The organism is Actinoallomurus iriomotensis, from assembly GCF_030269445.1.
GTDB classification, from domain to species: domain Bacteria; phylum Actinomycetota; class Actinomycetes; order Streptosporangiales; family Streptosporangiaceae; genus Actinoallomurus; species Actinoallomurus iriomotensis.
Map to the genome: position 1 here is coordinate 215,149 of NZ_BSTJ01000014.1, position 19,839 is coordinate 234,987.

Annotated in this window: 20 protein-coding genes, 1 pseudogene and 1 riboswitch; of the genes and pseudogenes, 10 read left to right on the top strand and 11 right to left on the bottom strand. The window is 70.6% G+C overall.

The window, feature by feature from the left end; all coding sequences use genetic code 11:
- Window positions 1-9: 9 nt before the first annotated feature.
- Window positions 10-1,365: an FAD-binding oxidoreductase gene (locus QSK37_RS43010; protein ID WP_285633197.1), complete on the bottom strand. Its 1,356-nt coding sequence runs from the start codon at window positions 1,363-1,365 to the stop codon at window positions 10-12.
- Window positions 1,366-1,421: 56 nt separating this feature from the next.
- Window positions 1,422-2,294, bottom strand: coding sequence for an AraC family transcriptional regulator (locus QSK37_RS43015; RefSeq protein ID WP_285633200.1), 873 nt, complete (start codon window positions 2,292-2,294; stop codon window positions 1,422-1,424).
- Between the two features lie 100 nt (window positions 2,295-2,394).
- Here QSK37_RS43015 and QSK37_RS43020 point away from each other — a divergent pair, with 100 nt between their 5' ends.
- Entirely contained in the window at window positions 2,395-3,312 is a 918-nt protein-coding gene (locus QSK37_RS43020; protein ID WP_285633203.1) for an MBL fold metallo-hydrolase, read from the top strand.
- Between the two features lie 40 nt (window positions 3,313-3,352).
- On the opposite strand, the gene QSK37_RS43025 is transcribed toward QSK37_RS43020, so the two are convergent.
- Together QSK37_RS43025 and QSK37_RS43030 are read right to left on the bottom strand one after the other, a co-directional pair.
- A complete protein-coding gene (locus tag QSK37_RS43025; RefSeq protein ID WP_285633206.1) occupies window positions 3,353-4,351 on the bottom strand; it encodes a ribonucleotide-diphosphate reductase subunit beta in 999 nt (332 codons plus the stop codon).
- Window positions 4,348-6,594: a ribonucleoside-diphosphate reductase subunit alpha gene (locus QSK37_RS43030; protein WP_285633210.1), complete on the bottom strand. Its 2,247-nt coding sequence runs from the start codon at window positions 6,592-6,594 to the stop codon at window positions 4,348-4,350. Before QSK37_RS43030 ends, QSK37_RS43025 begins: the two co-directional genes overlap by 4 nt.
- A gap of 97 nt (window positions 6,595-6,691) precedes the next feature.
- Window positions 6,692-6,907: riboswitch (cobalamin riboswitch) on the bottom strand.
- A 172-nt stretch (window positions 6,908-7,079) separates the two neighbouring features.
- Here QSK37_RS43030 and QSK37_RS43035 point away from each other — a divergent pair.
- From QSK37_RS43035 to QSK37_RS43055, 5 genes are all read left to right on the top strand, one after another.
- Window positions 7,080-7,439: a hypothetical protein gene (locus QSK37_RS43035; RefSeq protein WP_285633213.1), complete on the top strand. Its 360-nt coding sequence runs from the start codon at window positions 7,080-7,082 to the stop codon at window positions 7,437-7,439.
- Window positions 7,440-7,601: 162 nt separating this feature from the next.
- Window positions 7,602-8,084, top strand: a complete 483-nt coding sequence (locus QSK37_RS43040) for a cation:proton antiporter regulatory subunit (protein ID WP_285575158.1) — start codon at window positions 7,602-7,604, stop codon at window positions 8,082-8,084.
- A gap of 13 nt (window positions 8,085-8,097) precedes the next feature.
- Entirely contained in the window at window positions 8,098-9,264 is a 1,167-nt protein-coding gene (locus tag QSK37_RS43045) for a cation:proton antiporter (RefSeq protein ID WP_285575156.1), read from the top strand.
- A gap of 89 nt (window positions 9,265-9,353) precedes the next feature.
- Window positions 9,354-10,346, top strand: a complete 993-nt coding sequence (locus QSK37_RS43050) for a phosphotransferase (RefSeq protein ID WP_285633216.1) — start codon at window positions 9,354-9,356, stop codon at window positions 10,344-10,346.
- Window positions 10,330-11,088 carry a hypothetical protein gene (locus tag QSK37_RS43055; RefSeq protein WP_285633219.1) on the top strand — a complete coding sequence of 253 codons (759 nt, stop codon included), beginning with the start codon at window positions 10,330-10,332 and terminating at the stop codon, window positions 11,086-11,088. The genes QSK37_RS43050 and QSK37_RS43055 overlap by 17 nt, the downstream gene beginning before the upstream one ends.
- 8 nt (window positions 11,089-11,096) lie before the next feature.
- On the opposite strand, the gene QSK37_RS43060 is transcribed toward QSK37_RS43055, so the two are convergent.
- Window positions 11,097-11,465: a hypothetical protein gene (locus QSK37_RS43060; protein ID WP_285633221.1), complete on the bottom strand. Its 369-nt coding sequence runs from the start codon at window positions 11,463-11,465 to the stop codon at window positions 11,097-11,099.
- A 76-nt stretch (window positions 11,466-11,541) separates the two neighbouring features.
- Between QSK37_RS43060 and QSK37_RS43065 the strand changes: the two genes are divergently transcribed.
- Window positions 11,542-12,324 carry an endonuclease/exonuclease/phosphatase family protein gene (locus QSK37_RS43065; protein WP_285633223.1) on the top strand — a complete coding sequence of 261 codons (783 nt, stop codon included), beginning with the start codon at window positions 11,542-11,544 and terminating at the stop codon, window positions 12,322-12,324.
- On the opposite strand, the gene QSK37_RS43070 is transcribed toward QSK37_RS43065, so the two are convergent.
- The 3 genes from QSK37_RS43070 to QSK37_RS43080 all read right to left on the bottom strand — a co-directional run bounded on the left by QSK37_RS43070 (window position 12,293) and on the right by QSK37_RS43080 (window position 15,441).
- The gene (locus QSK37_RS43070; RefSeq protein WP_285633226.1) at window positions 12,293-13,549 is read right to left on the bottom strand and encodes an FAD-dependent oxidoreductase; all 1,257 of its coding nucleotides are present in this window, start codon (window positions 13,547-13,549) and stop codon (window positions 12,293-12,295) included. The two genes, QSK37_RS43065 and QSK37_RS43070, sit on opposite strands and share 32 nt — an antisense overlap.
- A gap of 46 nt (window positions 13,550-13,595) precedes the next feature.
- Window positions 13,596-15,161 carry a DUF4214 domain-containing protein gene (locus QSK37_RS43075; RefSeq protein ID WP_285633229.1) on the bottom strand — a complete coding sequence of 522 codons (1,566 nt, stop codon included), beginning with the start codon at window positions 15,159-15,161 and terminating at the stop codon, window positions 13,596-13,598.
- A gap of 85 nt (window positions 15,162-15,246) precedes the next feature.
- Window positions 15,247-15,441 (bottom strand): hypothetical protein, encoded by a 195-nt coding sequence (locus tag QSK37_RS43080; protein ID WP_285633232.1) that lies wholly within the window; start codon window positions 15,439-15,441, stop codon window positions 15,247-15,249.
- A 169-nt stretch (window positions 15,442-15,610) separates the two neighbouring features.
- Between QSK37_RS43080 and QSK37_RS43085 the strand changes: the two genes are divergently transcribed.
- Window positions 15,611-15,904, top strand: coding sequence for a hypothetical protein (locus tag QSK37_RS43085; protein WP_285633235.1), 294 nt, complete (start codon window positions 15,611-15,613; stop codon window positions 15,902-15,904).
- Between the two features lie 12 nt (window positions 15,905-15,916).
- Here QSK37_RS43085 and QSK37_RS43090 read toward each other — a convergent pair.
- Window positions 15,917-16,754 (bottom strand): annotated as a pseudogene (locus QSK37_RS43090) (IS5 family transposase).
- 321 nt (window positions 16,755-17,075) lie between these two features.
- On the opposite strand from QSK37_RS43090, the gene QSK37_RS43095 reads away from it, so the two are divergent.
- The gene (locus QSK37_RS43095) at window positions 17,076-17,489 is read left to right on the top strand and encodes a hypothetical protein (protein WP_285633237.1); all 414 of its coding nucleotides are present in this window, start codon (window positions 17,076-17,078) and stop codon (window positions 17,487-17,489) included.
- A 531-nt stretch (window positions 17,490-18,020) separates the two neighbouring features.
- On the top strand, window positions 18,021-18,242 hold the full coding sequence (locus tag QSK37_RS43100; protein ID WP_285633240.1) for a hypothetical protein: 222 nt from the start codon (window positions 18,021-18,023) through the stop codon (window positions 18,240-18,242).
- A gap of 35 nt (window positions 18,243-18,277) precedes the next feature.
- Here QSK37_RS43100 and QSK37_RS43105 read toward each other — a convergent pair whose 3' ends face one another.
- Entirely contained in the window at window positions 18,278-18,832 is a 555-nt protein-coding gene (locus QSK37_RS43105) for a DUF6924 domain-containing protein (protein WP_285633243.1), read from the bottom strand.
- A gap of 62 nt (window positions 18,833-18,894) precedes the next feature.
- A complete protein-coding gene (locus QSK37_RS43110) occupies window positions 18,895-19,827 on the bottom strand; it encodes an AraC-like ligand-binding domain-containing protein (protein ID WP_285633246.1) in 933 nt (310 codons plus the stop codon).
- Between the last annotated feature and the right edge of the window lie 12 nt (window positions 19,828-19,839).

Below are 19,839 nucleotides of genomic sequence, written 5' to 3' on the forward strand. Positions count from 1 at the left end.
ACGTGTGCGTCAGCGTGCCGGGCGGATGTTCTGGTTCAGGTGGAACACGTTGGCCGGGTCGTACGCGGTCTTCACCGCGGTCAGCCGGGCCAGCTTCGCGGCCGAGTACGCCCGCCGTACGCCGCGCCGCCCATCGGCCAGTTCGTCGGCCGTCAACGCGTTGACGTACACCCCGCTCGCATAGGGTTCGAGCGCCGCACCGGCGGCGCGGGCGGCGCCCATCCTGGCGTCGTCCTCGGCCGGGTCGGTCCAGCGGGAGCCGGCGCCGAACTCGAACATCGTGCCGCGGTGGCTGAACGCCGCGTCCGCATCCGGGACATCCGCGATCGCGCCGCCGTGCGCCTGCAGGTCGACGCCCGGCAGGTACGGGCTGGAGCTCAGGTCGGTGCCGCCGCGCAGCAGGAACGCCTCGATCGCCGCGGTCGGGAATCGCCGCAGGTAGTGCCCCTTGGCGTAGCGGCGGTAGGCGTGGCCCCCGGTGGTGTCGTTGCGCTGCTGGAGGTCGAGGTAGGACGGTGTGGTGACGCGCGACGCGAGGGGACGCCCGAGCGCCCGCATCGAGGGAAGCAGCCGGCGGCCCTGCTCCGGGTCGCCGACCCACACGAACCCCACCGTGGCGATCGGGCCGGCGGGACCGCTGTCGACGGCGGCGGTGAACGTCGCCTGCCGGGGCGCGACGGCGTTCAGGTCGCGCCAGCGCTCGATGACCGGGACGGCGTCCTCGGCGCGGAAGTCGAACTCGGCGACCAGCGTCCGCGTGCCGGTGTGATGCAACGCGAACTCGAACTCGGTCACGATGCCGAAGTTGCCGCCCCCGCCGCGCAGCCCCCAGAACAGGTCGGGATTCTCGTCGCGGCTCGCGGTGACCACGTCCCCCTCGGCGGTGACGACCGTGTAGGAGACGACGTTGTCGCAGGCCAGGCCGTGCTGGCGAGCCAGCCAGCCCATGCCGCCGCCGAGCGTGAGCCCGCCGACGCCGGTGTGCGAGACGTTGCCGGCGGTGGTGGCCAGGCCGTACGCCTGGGCCGCCCGGTCCAGGGCACCGAGCAGTGCCCCGCCCTGCACCCGGGCCCGGCGACGGACCGGGTCGATCCGCACACCGCCCATGGGCGTCAGGTCGATCATGAGACCACCGTCGGGCACGGCGAAGCCGGCGGCGTTGTGGCCGCCGCAGCGCACGCCGATCTCCAGGTCCAGTTCCCGGGCCAGCCGCACGGCGGCGACCACGTCGGCGACGCTCGCCGCGCGGACGATCATGCGGGGACGCCGGTCGATCATGGCGTTCCAGACGGTACGGGCGGTGTCGTAACCGGCGTCGCCGGGCATGAGGAGCCGGCCGTCGAAGTGAGTCGCTGTCGTTGTCATGCCACTCAGCCTGACAGGAATTGGTACCCGCAATAAGGTCCGATTTCAACGGCCAATCAAGGACCAATTTCGGCGTGGGGCGGTGGTGCGCTCGCCCCGCGTGCCGCCTTGCGGTACCGACCCGGGGTGGTCCCGAACTCCCGCTGGAAGGCGTGTGAGAGTGCGTACGGGCTGCCGTAACCGACCCGGCCGGCGATGGAGGCCAGGGTCTCCGACGTCTCCCGGAGCAGGGTGGCGGTGAGGATGACGCGCCACCACGTGAGGTACGCCATCGGAGGGCGGCCGACCAGGGTGGTGAACCGGCGCGCGAGGGTGGGGCGGGAGACGTTCACCTCCGCGGCCAGGCGCTCGGTGGTCCACGGGACGGCCGGATCCGAGTGCAGCGCCCGCAGGGCGCCGGCCGTCACCGGATCACCCAGCACGCGTGGCCAGGCTCCGCTGGTGGCCTCGCTCATCCAGGCGCGGATCATGTAGACGAGGAGCAGGTCGAGCAGGTGCGGCAGCGCGACGCAGGAGCCGGGCAGCCTTTCGTCCAGCTCACCGGCGAGCAGGTCGATCGCGGCGCGCAGTTCCCGGTGACCGCCCACGCGGCCGGGAAGGTGGACGACCTGCGGCATCTCCGCCAGAAGCGGATGGATGCGGCTGCAGTCGAGCCGGTACCGGCCGCAGAGGATCTCCGTCTCGCCGCGCTGAGGCCGTTCGGTGAGCACATGGCCGGTGCCATGGGGCAGCAGCACCGCGTCACCCACGCCGAGGGACACCGGGGCACCATCGTCGGGAAGCAGCCGGCAACCGCCCTTGAGCACCACGTGAAAGCCCGCACCGCCGAACGGCTCCAGCCGCGTGCACCGGCTGCCGCTCATCCGTACCCGCTCGGACGAGGGGTGCCCCAGCCGCACGGCGGAGATCGCGTCGCTCACCACATCCATCCATGGACTGTAGCCTCCGTATGGTCTGTGAGCCGGATGCGTATCTCAGTGAGCCAGATGCGCATTGAGACGCTCTTCCACCTTTCCTACGGTCGAGTGCATGACGAACGAGAGTGTGCACCGCCTCGTGCTGGGCGATGTCGAGGTCATCCGGGTCGTGGAGTGGCAGGGCCCGTTCGTGCCCGTCTCCGGCTTCCTCGCGGAGACCGCCGGCGAGGTGTGGAAGGACAATGAGGACTGGCTGGCGCCGGACCACTGGGAGCCGGAAACCGACCGGGCGGTGGTGGCGCTGCAGACCTGGGTACTGCGCAGCGGCGGGCGGACCGTCCTGGTCGACACCGGAGTGGGCAAAGGGCGCGAACGACCGGGCTCGCCGCGGTTCCACCACTGGCAGGGCGATCTTCTCGGCCGCCTGGCGAAGGCCGGCATCCGCCCGCAGGACGTCGACGTCGTCGTCAACACCCACCTGCACGTCGACCACGTCGGCGGGAACACCGTCGAGGCGGACGGGGAGTGGGTACCGGCGTTCGCCAACGCCCAGTACCTCATCCCGTCCGCCGACGACTTCCACTTCGGCCCGGAAGGCGCCTACGGCGACGGCTCGCAGGCGGACGGCCGCCTGATCTACGAGGACAGCATCGCGCCCGTCCACCGGGCCGGGCAGGCCGTGCGTTGGGACGGTCTCCACCGCATCGACGAGCACCTCACCCTGGAGTCCGCGCCCGGCCACACGCCCGGCTCGTCCGTGCTGCGGCTCGCCTCCGGCGGCGACAGGGCCGTCTTCGTCGGAGACCTGCTGCACAGTCCGGTGCAGATCCTCCGGCCCTGCCGCAACAGCAACGCCTGCCTGGACCCGGAACAAGCGGTGGCGAGCCGCCTGCGTGTCCTCCAACGCGCGGCCGACCAACGGGAGCTGCTGGTTCCCGCACACTTCGCCGGTGACGCGGGTGCCGTGGAGGTCCGGCGGCGAGGCGACGGCTTCACCCTCGGCCCCTGGGCGACGCCGCCTGGATCATGACACCGATGAGCTCCTCCGCCGGCGCCCCTGGAGCTCGGCCTCAGAACGCCTCGTCGAGGCTGACCGTCCCTTCCACGGCGACCTGGTAGGCCGAGACCCGGCGTTCGAAGAAGTTGGACAGCTCCTGCACGTCCTGCAGCTCCATGAACGCGAACGGGTTCTCCGCGCCGTACCGCGGCGGCATGCCCAGCCGGGCGAGTCGCTGGTCGGCCACGTAGCGCAGGTAGGTGTGCATGTCCTCCGCGCTCATGCCGGGCAGGCCGTCGCCGCACAGGTCGTGGGCGAAGGCCAGTTCGGCGGCGACGGCCTCCTCCAGCATCGCCGTCACCTGCCCGGCCAGCTCCTCGTCGAACAGCTCCGGTTCCTCGGCGCGTACGGTGTCCACGACGCTGAAGGCGAACTCCATGTGCATCGACTCGTCGCGGAAGACCCAGTTCGTGCCGGAGGCCAGACCGCTGAGCAGGCCGCGCGAGCGCAGCCAGTACACATAGGCGAAGGCGCCGTAGAAGAACAGGCCCTCGATGCACGCGGCGAAACAGATCAGGTTGAGCAGGAACGCCCGCCGGTCCGCCCTGGTGCGCAGCTGCCGCAGCTCGCCGAGCGAGTCGATCCAGCGGAAGCAGAACTCCGCCTTGTCGCGGATCGAGGGGATGTTCTCCACCGCCGCGAACGCCCTGACCCGCTCGTCGTGGTCGGGCAGATAGGTGTCGAGCAGCGTCAGGTAGAACTGGACGTGCACCGCCTCCTCGAACAGCTGCCGCGACAGGTACAGGCGCGCCTCGGGGGCGTTCAGGTGGGCGTAGAGGTTCAGCACCAGGTTGTTGGCCACGATCGTGTCGCCGGTGGCGAAGAACGCGACCAGCCGGTTGACCAGGTGCAGCTCCTCGGGCGTCAGCCGGGCCAGGTCGGCGAGGTCGGAGTGCAGGTCCACCTCCTCCACCGTCCAGGTGTTGCGGATCGCCGCGCGGAACCGGTCGTAGAAGTCCGGATAACGCATGGGCCGCAGCGTCAGGTCCATGCCGGGGTCCAGCAGCGTCATTGGCACGCCTCGCAGGTCTCGGGGTTCTCCAGGGAGCAGAAGACGGCCTCAGTGTCCGAGGTCACCGTGGTCTGCGCGATACGGGTGGCCGGGCGTGAGCGCAGGTAGTACGTGGTCTTCAGGCCCGAGCGCCACGCGTAGGCGTACATCGACGAGAGCTTGCCGATGGTCGGGCTCGCCATGAACAGGTTCAGCGACTGGGACTGGTCGATGTACGGGGTCCGTGCGGCGGCCAGGTCGATCAGCGCCTTCTGCGGCAGCTCCCACGCGGTCCGGTACAGGGCGCGCAGATCGTCGGGCAGCTCCTCGACGCCCTGCACCGAGCCGTCCGCGCGCTTGATGGCGTCGCGTACCCGCGGCGTCCACAGGCCGCGCTCCTTCAGGTCCGCCACGAGGTAGGTGTTGATCTGCAGGAACTCCCCCGACAGCGTCTCGCGCTTGAAGACATTGGACACCTGCGGCTCGATGCACTCGAAGCAGCCCGCGATGGAGGCGATGGTCGCGGTCGGCGCGATCGCCACCAGCAGCGAGTTGCGCAGCCCCACCTGTCCGATCCAGTCCCGCAGCGCGTCCCATTCCTCGGGGTGCACCGGCGCGGCGTCCGGCCAGTGGTCCGGGTGCAGGACGCCGCGGGCGGCGCGGGTGCGGTCGTAGGACGGGTGCGGGCCGTACGCGGCGGCCAGCGTCGCCGACTCCCCGTACGCCGCGAGCGCGATCTCCTCGGCGATCCGCGTCGACAGCGCCAGCGCCTCGGGCGAGTCGAACGGCAGCCGGAGCCGGAAGAACACGTCCGCCAGGCCCATCACGCCCAGGCCGACCGGCCGCCACCGCCGGTTCGCCTCGGCCGCCTCCGGCGTCGGGTAGAAGCCGCGGTCGATCGTACGGTCCAGGAACCGTACGGCCGTACGGGCCGTCGTCCGCAGTGCCGCCCAGTCCACGCCGTCGCCGGTCACGTGCGCGGCGAGGTTGATGGAGCCGAGGTTGCACACCGCGGTCTCGCCGTCGGAGGTCACCTCCAGGATCTCGGTGCACAGGTTCGACAGGTGCACGACGTTGCCGGGCTCGGCGGTCTGGTTGCAGGCGCGGTTGGCCGCGTCCTTGAACGTCATCCAGCCGTTGCCGGTCTGCGCGAGGGTGCGCATCATCGCGCCGTACAGCCGCCGCGCCGGCAGCTGCCGGACGAACCGGCCCTCGGCCTCGGCCGCGCGGTACGCGACGTCGAACTCCTCACCCCACAGGTCGACCAGTTCCGGCACCTCCTTGGGGTCGAACAGCGACCAGACCTCATCGGCCTCGACCCGGCGCATGAACTCGTCCGGCACCCAGTTGGCCAGGTTGAGGTTGTGCGTACGCCGCGCGTCCTCGCCCGTGTTGTCGCGCAGTTCGAGGAACTCCTCGACGTCGGCGTGCCAGGGCTCCAGGTAGACGCACGCGGCGCCCTTGCGACGCCCGCCCTGGTTGACCGCCGCGACGCTCGCGTCCAGGGTCCGCAGCCACGGCACGATGCCGTTGGCCAGGCCGTTCGTGCCCCGGATCAGCGAACCCCGGCTGCGGACCCGGCTCCAGGAGATCCCGATGCCGCCCGCGTACTTGCTGAGCCGCGCGACCTGCCCGTACCGCTCGTAGATGGCCTCCAGCTCGTCGCGCGGTGAGTCGAGCAGGAAGCAGGAGGACAGCTGCGGACGGGCGGCGCCGGAGTTGAACAGGGTGGGCGAGCTCGGCAGGTACGCCAGCCGCGACATCAGCCCGTACAGCTCGGCGGCCTCGCTCACGCTGTCGGCCAGCCCGCACGCGACGCGCAGGAGGAAGTGCTGCGGACGCTCCAGCACGCGGCGCGTCTCCGGATGCCGCAGCAGGTAGCGGTCGTACACGGTCCGCAGGCCGAAATAGGTGAACCGGTCGTCGGCGTCGTGGTCGACCAGGGCGTTCAGGCCGGCCGCGCTGCCGGCGACGAACGCGGCGGTCCGCTCGTTCAGCAGGCCCTCGGCGTAGGCCGCCGCGACGGACTCCGCGAAGGTCACCGGCCCCGTCTCCTCGGCGATCGACCGGGCCAGCAGCCGGGCGGCCACGGTCGAGTAGACCGGGTCGGTGACCACCAGGGACGCGGCCTGCCGGGCGGCCTCGGCCAGGTCCGCGGCGGCGCCGACGCGCCGGGGATCGGCGTCCGGCAGGCCGGCGCAGGCGCGTTCGACCTCGGCCGCGATCGGCAGGGGGGTGGTCGGCGCGACGAGCTCTTGTGTCACGTGCTCTCTCCCTCGGGAACTTCCGCTCCGCGAGAAGGCGCGCACGACGACGGAACTCGCCGCCGACCCTCCCGCGAGGCCTGGACGACCGCACGCTCGCGCGCACGGGCCGCTGGCAGGTCTTCGGACTCGCGGGCGCCGCGCCCATCGGACGCGTCCTACTGGCCGTCGCTTCCCGGGCCCGTCGGCCCAGTGCCGTTGACGGCGGTCGTTTCCCGCTCACCGCTGCGGGGCAGTCCCGGACTCACACCGGGTTCCCTCTTGCCTCACCGGTCCCATCGGTCCCTGGTGAACCAGCAACGCCAGAACCATACATCTAGGGTTTGCCTTGCGCCACCACCCCAAGATGTTGGGCATGTCGGTTCCGCAGAGCCGTCACGTACGCCGGACGGGACGCTCGCTATAGGCTCGACGGCGAGTAGGCGATCGGGACATACCGCCGCGCGACGCCGCGGGTGATCCCGCAGGACGGAAGGGCGGGGGCAGTGACGGAGGACCGTACGCGCCGGCGGCGGCCGGCCGTGTCGCTGCCCGTCGCACTGCTGCTCGCCCTGTGCGCGGTCCTCACCCCCGCCCTCATCTCGACCGGCGGCGGCATGGCCGCCGCGTCCCCGGCGAAGGCCGAGATGGCGGTGACGGGAGCCGCCTGCCCGCTGCTCCGGCCCGGTGCCGCGCCCCGGCTGGACAACGCCGAGAGCAAGCCGCTCCCGGCCGCCGCCCTGCCGGCCGCCGCGCGGCCCGGCGCTGTCATGTGCGCCCGGTCGAACCCGCCCGGCACCGGAGTGACGACCACCGCCCTCGGCCGGTTCACCCGTGACGGCCGCGCGCCTCCGTACGCGTACTGACCTGGGACGTTCCGCGAGGAGTCGTCCCGTGGAACAGCGCTGACACCGGCTCGCCGAGCCGCCTTCTCACCGGCCCTCGCCCGCCCCGCACCACGGGCCCGGCGTGGCTGCCGTCTACCCGCCATCAAGGCGGAACACCACCGAACCAAACAGGGAACAGCCGTGGACGTCGAACGCACCGCTCTGCCCGGAATCGGGCTGCAACACGTCTTCACCACCGCCAAGGGCCGCCGGATCGGCGCGATCTCTCATCGCGACGGCCGCCGTGACCTGCTCGTCTACGACCGTGTCGACCCCGACACGTGCGTGCTGACGGTGCCGCTCACCGTCGAGGAGGCCAACGCGCTCGCCGAACTGCTCGGCTCCGCGCGGATCGTCGAACGCCTGACCGAACTGCACCGGCAGGTCGAGGGTCTGGTCAGCTCGCAGATCCCGATCGCCGCGGGCTCCCCGTACGACGGGCGTACGCTCGGCGACGCCCAGATCCGGACCCGGACCGGCGCCTCCATCGTCGCGGTCGTCCGCGACGGGAACGTCGTCGCCAGCCCGCGCCCGGACTTCGGCTTCCAGGCTCGCGACATCGTCGTCGTGGTCGGCACCGCGGAGGGGACCGCCGCCGCGGGCGACGTCCTCGCCACGGGATAGGCCGCGGACGCATATGACGGGTCAACTGATCGAGCTCGGGGCCATCATCCTCGCCCTCGGGCTCCTGGGGGCCGTCTCGGTACGGTTCTCCATCTCCCCCATTCCCCTCTACCTGCTGGCCGGCCTCGCGTTCGGCTCCGGCGGAATCCTGCCGCTGACGACCAGCGAGGAGTTCGTCTCGCTCGGCGCCGAGGTCGGCGTGATCCTGCTGCTGTTCACGCTCGGCCTGGAGTACACCCCCGACGAACTCGTGGCCACGTTGCGCACGTCCGCGCCGGTCGGCCTGGCCGACCTCGCGCTCAACGCCGCACCGGGCGCGATCGCGGCGATACTCCTCGGCTGGGGACCGGTGGCTGCCGTGGCGCTGGCTGGCGTCACGTGCGTCACCTCCTCGGGCATCACCGCCAAGGTCATCGGCGACCTGGGCTGGCTGGGCAACCGGGAGACGCCCGCGGTGCTGTCGGTCCTGGTCTTCGAGGACCTCGCCATGGCGGCGTACCTGCCGATCCTGACCGCCCTGCTCGCCGGGGCCGGACTGCTGGGCGGCACGCTCACGCTGCTGATCGCGGCGGGGACCATCAGCGTCATCCTGTTCGTGGCGCTGCGGCACGGCACGATCGTGGAGCGTTTCGTGGCCAGCCCCAGCCAGGAGGTCCTGCTGCTGAAGGTCCTCGGACTGACCGTGCTGGTCGCCGGGCTCGCCCAGCAGTTGCAGGTCTCGGCGGCCGTCGGCGCGTTCCTCGTCGGCATCGCGGTGTCGGGGCCGCTCGCGCACGACGCGCGGCAGCTCATCGCCCCGCTGCGCGACCTGTTCGCGGCCGTCTTCTTCGTGTTCTTCGGCCTGCACACCGACCCGACCGAGCTACCGCCCGTCGTCGGGATCGCCGCGCTGCTCGCGGTGGCGGGCATCCTCACCAAGTCCGCCACCGGATGGCTGGCCGCCCGCCGCGCCGGAGTCGCGGCGACGGGACGCCTGCGCGCCGGGACGGCGCTGGTCCCCCGAGGGGAGTTCAACATCGTCATCGCCGGCCTGGCCGTCACGGCCGGCGGCGACTCACGTCTGGGCCCCCTCGCGGCGGCGTACGTTCTCATCCTCGCCGTCGCTGGGCCGCTCCTGGCCCGCGCCGCCGAACCCTTCGCCCATGCCGTACGGATGCGACGGTCGACGGCCGGTTCGTAACGACGTTCACCGGGGCCCGCGGGCCCCGGTGAACCGTCCGGGCGGATATCGCGGTGCGGAGGCGGCCGCGACCGCCTAACGTGACCGGCGTGAGGGCACGGCCGGAAGACCTCGATGAGGAGCGGCTGCTCCGGGCACTGGACGCGTGGGGCATCGGTGCGACGTCGCTGGAGTACGCGCCGGTCGGTTTCGGCGACCACCACTGGATCGCGGCCGGCGGCGGGGAGAAGTGGTTCGTCACCGTCGCCGACCTCCGGCTCAAGGGCGAGCCGGACGCGCACGCCGCGCTGCGGCACCTGCGTGCGGCCATGGACACCGCCGCGGCCCTGCGCGACCTGGACTTCGTGGTCGCGCCTCTGCCGGCCGCCGGTGGCGAGACCGTACGCCCGCTCGGCCCTCGGTACGCCGTCAGCGTCTTCCCGTTCCTGGCCGGGACGTCCGGCGACTTCGACCGGCCGCGGACCGAGTCCGAGCGAGGCGCCGTGCTGGAGCTGCTCGCCGTGTTGCATCGGCAGGCGCCTCCGGCGTCGGCGCCGGTGCTCGGCCTGGAGCTGTCAACGCGCGACCTCCTGCGGAGCGCTCTGGACGGCGCGATCGGCTGGGCGGCCGGGCCGTTCGCCGAACCCGCCAGAGCCCTGCTCGCCGGACACGCTCGGGCGATCCGGCGACGGCTGGAGGAGTTCGACCGGCTGGTCGAGGACGTGCGGACGCGCGGCGGCGCGCCCGTCCTCACCCACGGCGAGCCGCACCCGGGCAACCTCCTGCGGTACGAGGACGGTCACCTGCTGGTCGACTGGGACACGGTCGGCCTCGCGCCACCCGAACGCGACCTGTGGTCGGTCGCGGAGAGCCCGGAAGACCTGGAACGGTACGCCGACGCCGCCGGCCGTACGGTCGACGCCTCCGCCCTCGCGCTGTACCGGCTCCGCTGGGACCTCGAGGAGGTGGCCTGCTACGTCGACTGGTTCCGCGCGCCGCACGACCGTTCCCCCGACACGGAGGAGGCGTGGCAGGGACTCCGGGAATCGGTCGCCAACCTGGGTGAACGGTCCGTAGGGTCCTGCCATGATGCAAAGGCGTAGATCCTGGTGGGCCGCCGGTCTCCTCATGCTGGGGATCGCGCTGCTGCTGAGCACCGTGCTGATCGAGGCGCTGTCCCCCGACTCCGTCGGGGCGTCGGTCCTCCTGGGCACGTTCGGGGTGATCTGCCTCGTCGTCGTGGTGGGCACGCCGCTGCGGCGACGACGCGCGGGCAGCGCGGCCACCGGCGGGCGTCTCATCGCGTCCGCGCTGGTGCTCACCCTGCTCTGCGGCGTGCTGTACACCCTGCCGCCGCACTCGGTCGTGTTCGCGGCCCTGCTGCTGATCGTCGCCGCCGGGTTCTTCACGATCGGCGTGGCGATCGTGGGCGGCGGCTACTTCGGCCTCGTCGGCGCGGTGGGCGCCGGGCTCATCTGCGCCGCCGTCATGATGGCGCCGACGCCGATCGCGCTGGCCACCATGGACCACACGGTGACGTGCGAGATCCCGGCGCAGCGCTACGCCGGCACGAGTGACGACTTCGACGTCCACTGCCCGGGCGGCAAGGTCTACCCGATCCGCTCCCGGCAGCCGCACGCGACGGGCGTGCCGGTGCGCATGCTCATCGACCCGCACGGCCTGCTCCGGCCGGAGATCGCCGACCGCGTCCACGTGCACAAGGACGAACTCGCGCTCCTGCTGTCGCTACTCCTCGGCGCCGCAACCGTGGTGGCCGCCTACGTCAACCGCCGCCGGGGCCGCGTACGCCCGGTCGTCTCCCCACGCCCCGGCTCCGGGGGCTGACTCCAGGCTCAGCGGCAGCCGGCGCAGTCGTCGCAGAGGGTTTTGATCCAGGCACGCTCGCGGGGAGCGCCCGGGTTGCCGCAGGACTCACAGATCCCGGCCGACTCTCGCTCGGCGGCGTGGACGAGCTCCCTCGCCGCGTCGTCCTCCGCCTTGTAGCGTGCGGACTGGCCGGGGTCGGGCCAGTCGGTGTTTCCCATGTTCAGGTGGCGCAGCAAGCCGGTGTAGAGCTGCACGCGCAAGGTGCCGTACTTCTCCTTGACCTGCTGGACGCGGTAGGTGGGGCTGACGGCCAGCAGTCGCTCGTGCAGGCGTAGCAGCAGCGGATGCCAGCCGGGGCCGACGAAGTCGAGGTGATCGGGAATCTGCTCGGACACGAGCTCATTATCGGATCGAACTTCGGGCATCATCGCCTGAACGCCGGGTACCGGCTCGCTCATGCGGGTGATGACCATGAACCTCTGGAGCACGCGCGGAGACTGGGCGCAGCGGCGAGAGGTGCTCAAGAAGGGAATCGGCGAGCTCGACCCCGACCTCGTGGCCTTCCAGGAAGTGATCGAGACCTCGGCGTACGACCAGGCCGCCGACCTGCTCGGTCCGGGATATCACCTCGCGCGCGGTGCGGCCCGCGAGACGGACGGGCAGACCATCGCGATCGGCAGCCGGTGGCCGATCGGCGAGGTGCGCGAGGCCGACCTGAACGTCACGCCGCGGACGGCCGGGTTCGCCTGCACGACAATGGCCGCGCGCATCGAGGCGCCGGACCCGATCGGGCCGCTGCTGTTCGTCAACCACTTCCCCAGCTGGCGGCTGGACATGGAGTACGAGCGCGAGCTCCAGGCCGTCGCCGCCGCGCGCCTGATCGACGACCTCTCGGACGGACAGGACCCGCACGTCGTACTGGCCGGGGACCTCGACGCGGCACCCGAGTCGGCGAGCATCCGGTTCTGGACGGGCCGCCAGTCCCTGGACGGGATGAGCGTCTGTTACCGGGACGCCTGGGAGCGGATCCACCCGGACGAGCCGGGCGTCACCTACACCCCCGACAACCCGCTCATGGTGGACGGAGACTGGCCGTTCGGGCGGATCGACTACGTGCTCGTACGCTGCGGCCTGCACGGCGGCCCCACGCTGCCGATCCGCGACTGCCGGCGACTGTTCGCCGAACCGGTCGACGGCGTCCAGGCCAGCGACCACTACGGCGTCACCGCCGACCTCGGCGATCCGGAGCGGTGATCGCGGCGGCCGCCCGCCAACCGCTGGTGAGCGCACCCTGCACGGACGGGCTGTCGCGGTGGTCGCCGACGACATACCGGCCGTCGCCCAGCGCGACCGGCCGGCGTAGCCGGTCCATGGGCGGTGACGCGTCGGGTAGCGCGTGCGGGATCCGCACGGTCGCCAGATGTTCCCATTCTCCGGTCACCGTGCCGTACACACGCGCCAGCTCGGCCCTGACCGCGGCGTGGTCGGCGTCGGGCGCCGCGACCGTGGTGGCGATCAGGTGCCGGCCGGGCGGGGCGTAGGCCGGTACGGCGTTGCTGACGACGACGGTGTTCGCGATCGACGGGCCGCCGGGCCGGGCGAACCCGTCGGCGTCCAGGACGAGCGTCGCCTCCTCCAGCGGGGGTTCGGACGCGGCGTGGTAGACGGTGGTCAGCGCGTGCATGACCGGTGCCGGTAGCTCGGGCAGCAACCGGGCGGCCGTGACCGGGTCGGTGGCGACCAGCACCACGCGTGCCCGTACCGGGCCGGAGGGGGTGTGCGCCGTAGTGCCGCTCAATCGCTCCACGGGGGTGTGGAGCCGGATCCGTTCGGCCGGCAGCGGTGCGGCGAGCGCCGCCGGCACCGCGCCCACCCCCGTACGGGGCAGACCGATGCGGCCGTGGACGAACGACCGCACGATCATGGCGAGGACGTGGCTGGAGGTGGCCAGTTCCGGGTCGGCGAACACCCCGGTGAGGTACGGGCGGACGAGACCGTCGAGCATCGCCGGGGACAGCCCGCTCATCGCCTGGGCGGTGGTGGTCTCCGGCTCGTCCAGCAGCCGCGCCGGGGGCAGGGCGGCGTACCGGGCGATGATCGCGGCCAGCCGGACCCGATCGGTGACGGTGCCGACACCGCCGACGGCCGACTCCAGCATGCCCGGCACGCCCCGCGGGTCGCGCAGCGGGTGGGCGTAGCGTTCCAGCCGGTCTCCATGGCGGACCAGCACTCCGGACCGAAAGCAGCCCAGGTCCAGAGCTGCCAGGTCGACCAGGGCGGCGAGTCGTGGATACGCCGTGTTGACCACTTGGAAGCCGCGGTCCAGGAGGAACCCGTCGGTCTCGTCGGTGGCCACGCGTCCGCCGACGCGGTCGCCCGCCTCCAGGAGCAGGAAGTCGACGCCGTCGCGCTGGGCCCGCCGGGCGGCGGCCAGGCCCGCCATCCCCGCCCCGATGATCAGCACGTCGGTGTCCGTCACGTCTTTCAACTTCCCGCCGCTCGGCCGCCCAAGCGTCCAGCGGAACCTAGACGCAGCTGTCGAACGCGACGTCGACCGGGGTGGGTGAGAACGTGCCCGAGGCGGTGCCGGCCGAGATCGACGCGGCGAAGTCGACGTTCGGGCACTTGCTGACGCCGCTCACATGGCTCCACTTCATGGTGTTGCCGGTGATCGCGGTGTGCAGCATGCCGGTCGCGCCGATGCCGGTGACGACCCGGGCGGTCTGCGAGCCGGTGGTGTTTCCGGAGATCTCACCGCCACTGCCGGTGTTGGACTTGGGCCCGAACCAGGAGCGCGTCCCGTCGACCAGCCCGATGACGTAATGGGCGTTCGGGCTGGTCCACATCGTGTTGCCGCTGATGGTCGCCCCGGTGAAGCCGACGGTCGCCGGCGTGTCGGACGGCAGCGGGTCCAGGCCGAGACCGCCGTACGCGGAGTTGCCCGCGTTCAGCACCGTGTTGCCCGTGACCTTGGACCGCTGGGCGACAGTGGCGCCCGTCACCGGCTGCGAGCGGTAGAGCACGATCGGGACGTCGGAGGCGTCCACGATCTGGTTGCCGCTGACCGTGGCGTCCTGGCAGGTCACCGCGACGCCGTCGCTCCAGGTGTTGGTCTTGACGTGGTCGCTGGAGTAGGCCGTGATCACGTTCCCGCTGATCTCGACGTCGGCGCAGGCGTACCCGTCGAAGGCGCCCAGCGCGTACACCGCCTGCGGCCCGGCGGAGTTGGAGATCTTGCTGTTGGTGACGGAGGTTCCGGTGCCGCCGTCGAGCACGACGTTGTCGCGGCTCGCGTCGGAGTTCTCCGGGGTGTCGCGCGCGCCGTCGACCCAGACGTTCTCCAGGTGGGCGCCGTCGCCGAGCTCGACGAGCCGGTCGTTGAACGCGCCGTCGCGTACGAGCCGGCCCATCGACGCGTAGTGGCGCGGGTCGGGGCGACCGGTGGTCGCGAGGGTCACCCCGGCGGGGATCCGCAGCTTGGCGCCGAGCCGTACGACGGCCTTCGAGGCGAGGTAGACCGTGCCGCCCTTGGGCGTGGCGTCGAGGACCTTCTGCAGGTCGGCGCCGGCGCCGGTGAACCCGCTGCCGCCGGTCGGCAGGGTCAACGCCGGGATTGTGCCGAACTGGTACGACGAGCCGCTGCCGTCCCTGACCCCCGTGCAGATCTTGGGCACGAGCGCGGTGAACTCCCCGCCGGTGAAGAACTTGTCCACGACGGTGGACCAGGCCATGCCGCCGTTGAGCTGCCCGATCCAGTTGTCGAAGCCGGCCTTGTCGGGCTCGCGGTTGATCGCCCCCCGGTAGAGGGCGAGCACCTTGGCGTCGTCGTCGTACCCGAGCCCGGCGAACTCCGAGGAGGTGTAGATGGACCGCCCGACGTTGGCGAGCGTGGTGGCGTTGCAGCCGTCGGACTGGAAGTACGCGACGTCACCCTGCCAGCCCGCCTGGTCGGGGAGCCGGCCGAGCGCCTCGGTGTACTGCTTGGCGATGAACTGCCCGGGAACGTAACCCGCGTCCGCGTGCGCCGCCGTGACCGGTGCGAGCACCGTCGCCCCCAGCGCGACCGCCAGGGCCCACCGTCGAAAAGCCACCCTGTTCCTCCGTCCCCGAATCCGTCGAAACGGTCGGAGAATAACCAGCCGGAGCCGGAGCCGAAGGACATTTCAACGATCCTTGTCAGCCGGGCTTGGCGTTCCGCATGCGTTCGTCGGTCCAGTACGTGGCGACGTCGTGCGGATCCTGCGTCGAGCGAACGGTGACGGTGTCCTCGGGCTGCTTACCCGCGTGCACGCCGTACGCGACGCCGATCCCGGCCCCGAGCCCGACGACCACGACCCCACCCACGACGACGACGCGCGTCCTGCGTTTCATGCCACTGCCCTCTCGTTGCTCCTTGAGCCGAACGATACGACCCTGCCTCTGGGCGCTTGCTCGGAATCCATCGAACATGGTCAGATTCGTCATCGGGAAGATGCCAGGAGATATCAGAGGGCAGCGAGCGCCATGACCATCGGAATGGGCGCCTGTCGAGGAGCGGCATATGGCCGCTGACCACCCGGGAACGAGCCCGGACTCAGATGTCGAGCGCATCGGGCAGGAGCTCTCAGCCGAGCGACGTCTACCGCCGGATCGCCCAGGTGACGCGGCATTCCCCTCCCGCGCCGACAGCCGCCTCGCCGCAGCCAACGCCCCCAGCGGCGAGAAGCACGGCCTTCTGGACGAGTCCGCGCATGATGACAAGGGGCCAGAAGCAGACGTTCCCGAGTTCACTCCGAAACAACTCGCGGACCTCAAAAAGATCGAAAGCGATATCCGCGCCTTAGAGCGTGTTTGAGAAGTGATCTCATCAGCGGTATTCGAGGGGCCGTCGGCCGGGGCGAGCGGTGGGGTGGCCGCGGGCGAGGCGGCGGGTCATGGTGTTGATGGCGGCCCAGCGGATCATGGCTTCGGAATGGGCGGGGTCGCGTTCGTAGTCGCGGGCCAGGCGGCGGTGGGCGGTGATCCAGGCCAGCGTGCGTTCGACCGCCCACCGGCGTGGCAGGACACTGAAACCCTTCTGTCCCTCGGGTTTGCGGACGATGTCCACGATGATCCCGAGCACGCGGGCCGCCCATTCGACCAGCCGGCCCGCGAAACCGGCGTCGGCGGAGACGAGGCGGCAGCGGCGAGCGGACAGGTACGTTCCCAGCAGCGCGCTCTTGGCCCTGTCACGGTCCTGGACACTCGCGGCGCACACCATCACCGTGATCAGCGAACCCATGGAGTCGGTGACAATGAAGCGCTTACGGCCATTGACCTTCTTACCCGCGTCATACCCCCCGGCTCCCGCGCCCAACGGTGTCGGCGCCCTTGACCGACTGAGAATCGATGATCCCGGCGTTCGGCTCGGCCGCCCGGCCCTCGGCCAGCCGCACCGGCTGGCGCAGCGCGTCCAAAAGCCGCAGCGTGACGCGCTGTTCCTCCCACTGAACGAAGTACCAGTACACCGTCTGCCATGGCGGGAAATCCGCCGGCAACTGCCGCCAGGCGCACCCGGTCCGCACCACATACAAGATCGCATCCACCACCTCCCGGCGCGGATGCTTCTCTGGACGGCCGCCCTCACCCGGTGGTGGAAGAAGCGGTTCCACCAGCGCCCATTCGGCATCGGTCAGGCCCGAGGGATAACACGACACACGAGCCATCCACCGACCATCACTACACCAACCGGCCAAGATCACTTAGACATGCCGACACCTAACAAGATCAACTTCTCAAACACGCTCTGAGACTGGTCCCGCCCAGCCGCGCCGCCGACATCCGCGACGATGGCCATCGATCTGATCGCCGGGTGTCCAAGGTCGGTGCCCGGCCCGCCATTCCGAGTCCGCATCCGCGTCCTTGCGCTGAACATCAATGATTCGTGCGCTCAGCGTCAATGACCCTCGCGTGACTCCCATTAGACAATCAGGGCCATCTCACCAGATACATCGGGGGAAATCCTGAATTGGAGAGAGGGCTCAATCATGCGCATTGCTTCCGCAGTACTCGCCTTCGTTTCTGCCGGCACACTGGTTCTGGCCGGAACCGGCACCGCCGCAATTGTGGCCGACATCGGTCTCATCAGCCCGGCGGCGAACGCGGCCGAGCGTAACTATGAGGCAGAGATCTGTTCCGACGGCGGCGGCTACGACTTGGCCCTTGTCAACGTAGGCGGATACAATCAGAACAACAACTTCGTCCACACTCCGAACTTCCGACTCACCTCAGTGGGCCATGGGTGTAATTACAAGGTGAATTGGTGGTTCAAGCCGAACCAGACCATCGAGATCAACGCCCGGATGTACGGCGAGACGACCTGGCATCGCTTTTACCGGAACTTCGCCCACTGCGCGATCGACAGCATCCACACCTCTGCCCGGATGTGCTACATCTGGTGATCGTCGAAAAGTGCGCGTACGGCGGTCATCGGGTCTCGGTGGCCGCCAGTGCGGCTAGACCGCGTTTCAGAAGTCTGCTCGTAGCCAACACAGACGCCGGCCCGGGCAGCCAACCTTCGGAGACACGGCCTAGGTCGCAAGCGCATGAGCTCCTCGAGCGAACGGATACCGGCTCGAATCTTAGCTTTACGCCTTCGCTCGTAGCCGCCACGACAGTCGCTTGTCTGTCGCTGCGAATTTTCGCATACGCGGCGTTCGCCGAGAGCTCTTCGATTACTCCGATTCAGACGAGCCTACGCGTTAGAGGCATATTTCTGTCGAGCTTTCCAGACGGCGCACCAGAAGACATCTATCCGAACGGATACGACCATCGGCTTCCATGTCCGGGAGACCGTGGAACAAGATTCGAGCTCAAAGAGGGCTCGGAAAATTTTCTGCAGGACTACGAGGAGTTCGTCCCCGAGGAGAAACTCGCAATGTCGTGCCTCGCTGGTCGAACGCCTGGCCGGAATCCCGTCGTTGGGAGTCCCGGTGTGGACGGACGGCTCGCCTGCGGTCGCGCGTATCGGCGATGCCGACTGGCTCGGCGTGTCCACCTCTGGCGAGCCTCAAGGCGGTTGGCAAAGCCCGGAGTACTGCGCACGCTGGGACCGCGTCGACCTCGGCTGGATCACCTCGCGTGTGCCCGCCGACACATTGCTCTTCGTCGACGAGCAGGGCCCATTGCTTCCCGTACGCGACATCCGGAGGTGACCGATGCCCCACCGGACCGGTCATCCCGTGACAGCTCAGGACTCCGGGGGCACGCTCGGCAGCGCGGGGCCAGTGGGGTGAGCCCCCTCGCCGGGATGGGCGCGTGAGGCTCCCGGGCCCGGAATGGAGACGTGTGGCATGTCCGTGGTCGGCCGGCTGAGGGCCTGGAGCTCGGCCAGGGCCTGGCGCTGGCGGTCGGAGATCCGGTAGACGCCCGAGTCGTCGAGGCAGCGGACGTAGTCGTCGAAGCTCTGGTTCTGGATCGCCAGGTTGCCGATGGCGGACCGGAACGCGTCGGGCCCGGCCCGGAACGTCCGGCCCGGCTCCTCGCGTAGGTCGACCAGCAGCAACGGACGCTCGGCCGAGGAGAACGTCACATCGTCGGCGACGACGAGCACCGGATAGCGGCTGTCGTCCGGGACCAGCGCCAGGAGTTCCGGGACGGACAGGCCACGATGACCGGCGTCCTCCATGACCGTCAGCCAGTCGTCGCCGACCTCGTCGAGCAGCGACCGCCAGGCCTGGTCATCGGTGAAGTCGGTGCGCAGGAGCGGCGAATGGTCGCTCTCGGCCAACCGTCCGGCGGTCATGTGCCCTCCAGGTCTCGGAAAGAGGCCGCCAGGCTGCAAAGTCCCTCCGACAGGAAGCCGTGCTATGGCCGGTCGGTCAGCGCGCCTCGGCGGAGGTCGGCGGCGGTCTGGCCGTACTCTCGTTTGAGCGCGCGGGACAGATGGGCCGAGTCGCGCAGTCCCCACCGGGCGGCGATCGACGCCGTCGTGCGGCCCGCGAGAGTCGGGTCGAGGAGGTCGGACCGTATCCGGCGCAGGCGTTCGGATCGGACCCATGCCGCGAATGTCACGTCGCGGTGGCGCAGCAGCGTATGCAGGTGACGGACGGAGATCCCGTGCCGTGCGGCCACGGACTCCGCGGACAGGGTCGGGTCGTCCAGGTTCGCCAGCGTGTACGCCAGGATCCGGTCGGCGAACTCCGTGCCGGTGTCGACGCGCTCGGGCGTGCTGTCGGTGAACGCCGCGACGATCAGCGACGTCATGGCGTCGGCGATTCGTGCGCCGCCGGGGCCGGGCAGTTCGTCGAGGTGGTCGGCCAGTCCGGTCAGCACGGACGCGATGACCGATCGGGTGCCCCGGTCGGCGGGCAGCACACGCGCGCCGTGGCGTGCGACGGCGTCCGCTCTGCTGCCGAACGCCGCACGGGGCACGCCGACGACCACGACGTCGCAGGAGTCCGGGGCCGTGACGTCGTACGGCCGGGCGGCGTCGAAGATCACGATGTCACCGGGGCGCATGCGGGCCCGGTGGTCGGCCTGCGCCACGTCCAGGCCGCCGCGGCGGTGCAGGACGAGCTTGAACAGATCCCGGTCGGTCGAGGTGATGGCCCCCGGCCGCCGGACGACGGCGTGGGGCGTACTGCGCACGCGGGCGACGACCATGGGCCCGACGTCGGCATGCTTGACGTGCGCACGGAACGGCGCGCCCGCCGCGGCCTCGATCCGCAAGGGCACGAGGAACGATGAGACGAGCTTCTGCAGCACTCCGGCGTGCAGCACCTCGGCACCCGAAATCATGATCTCAACGAT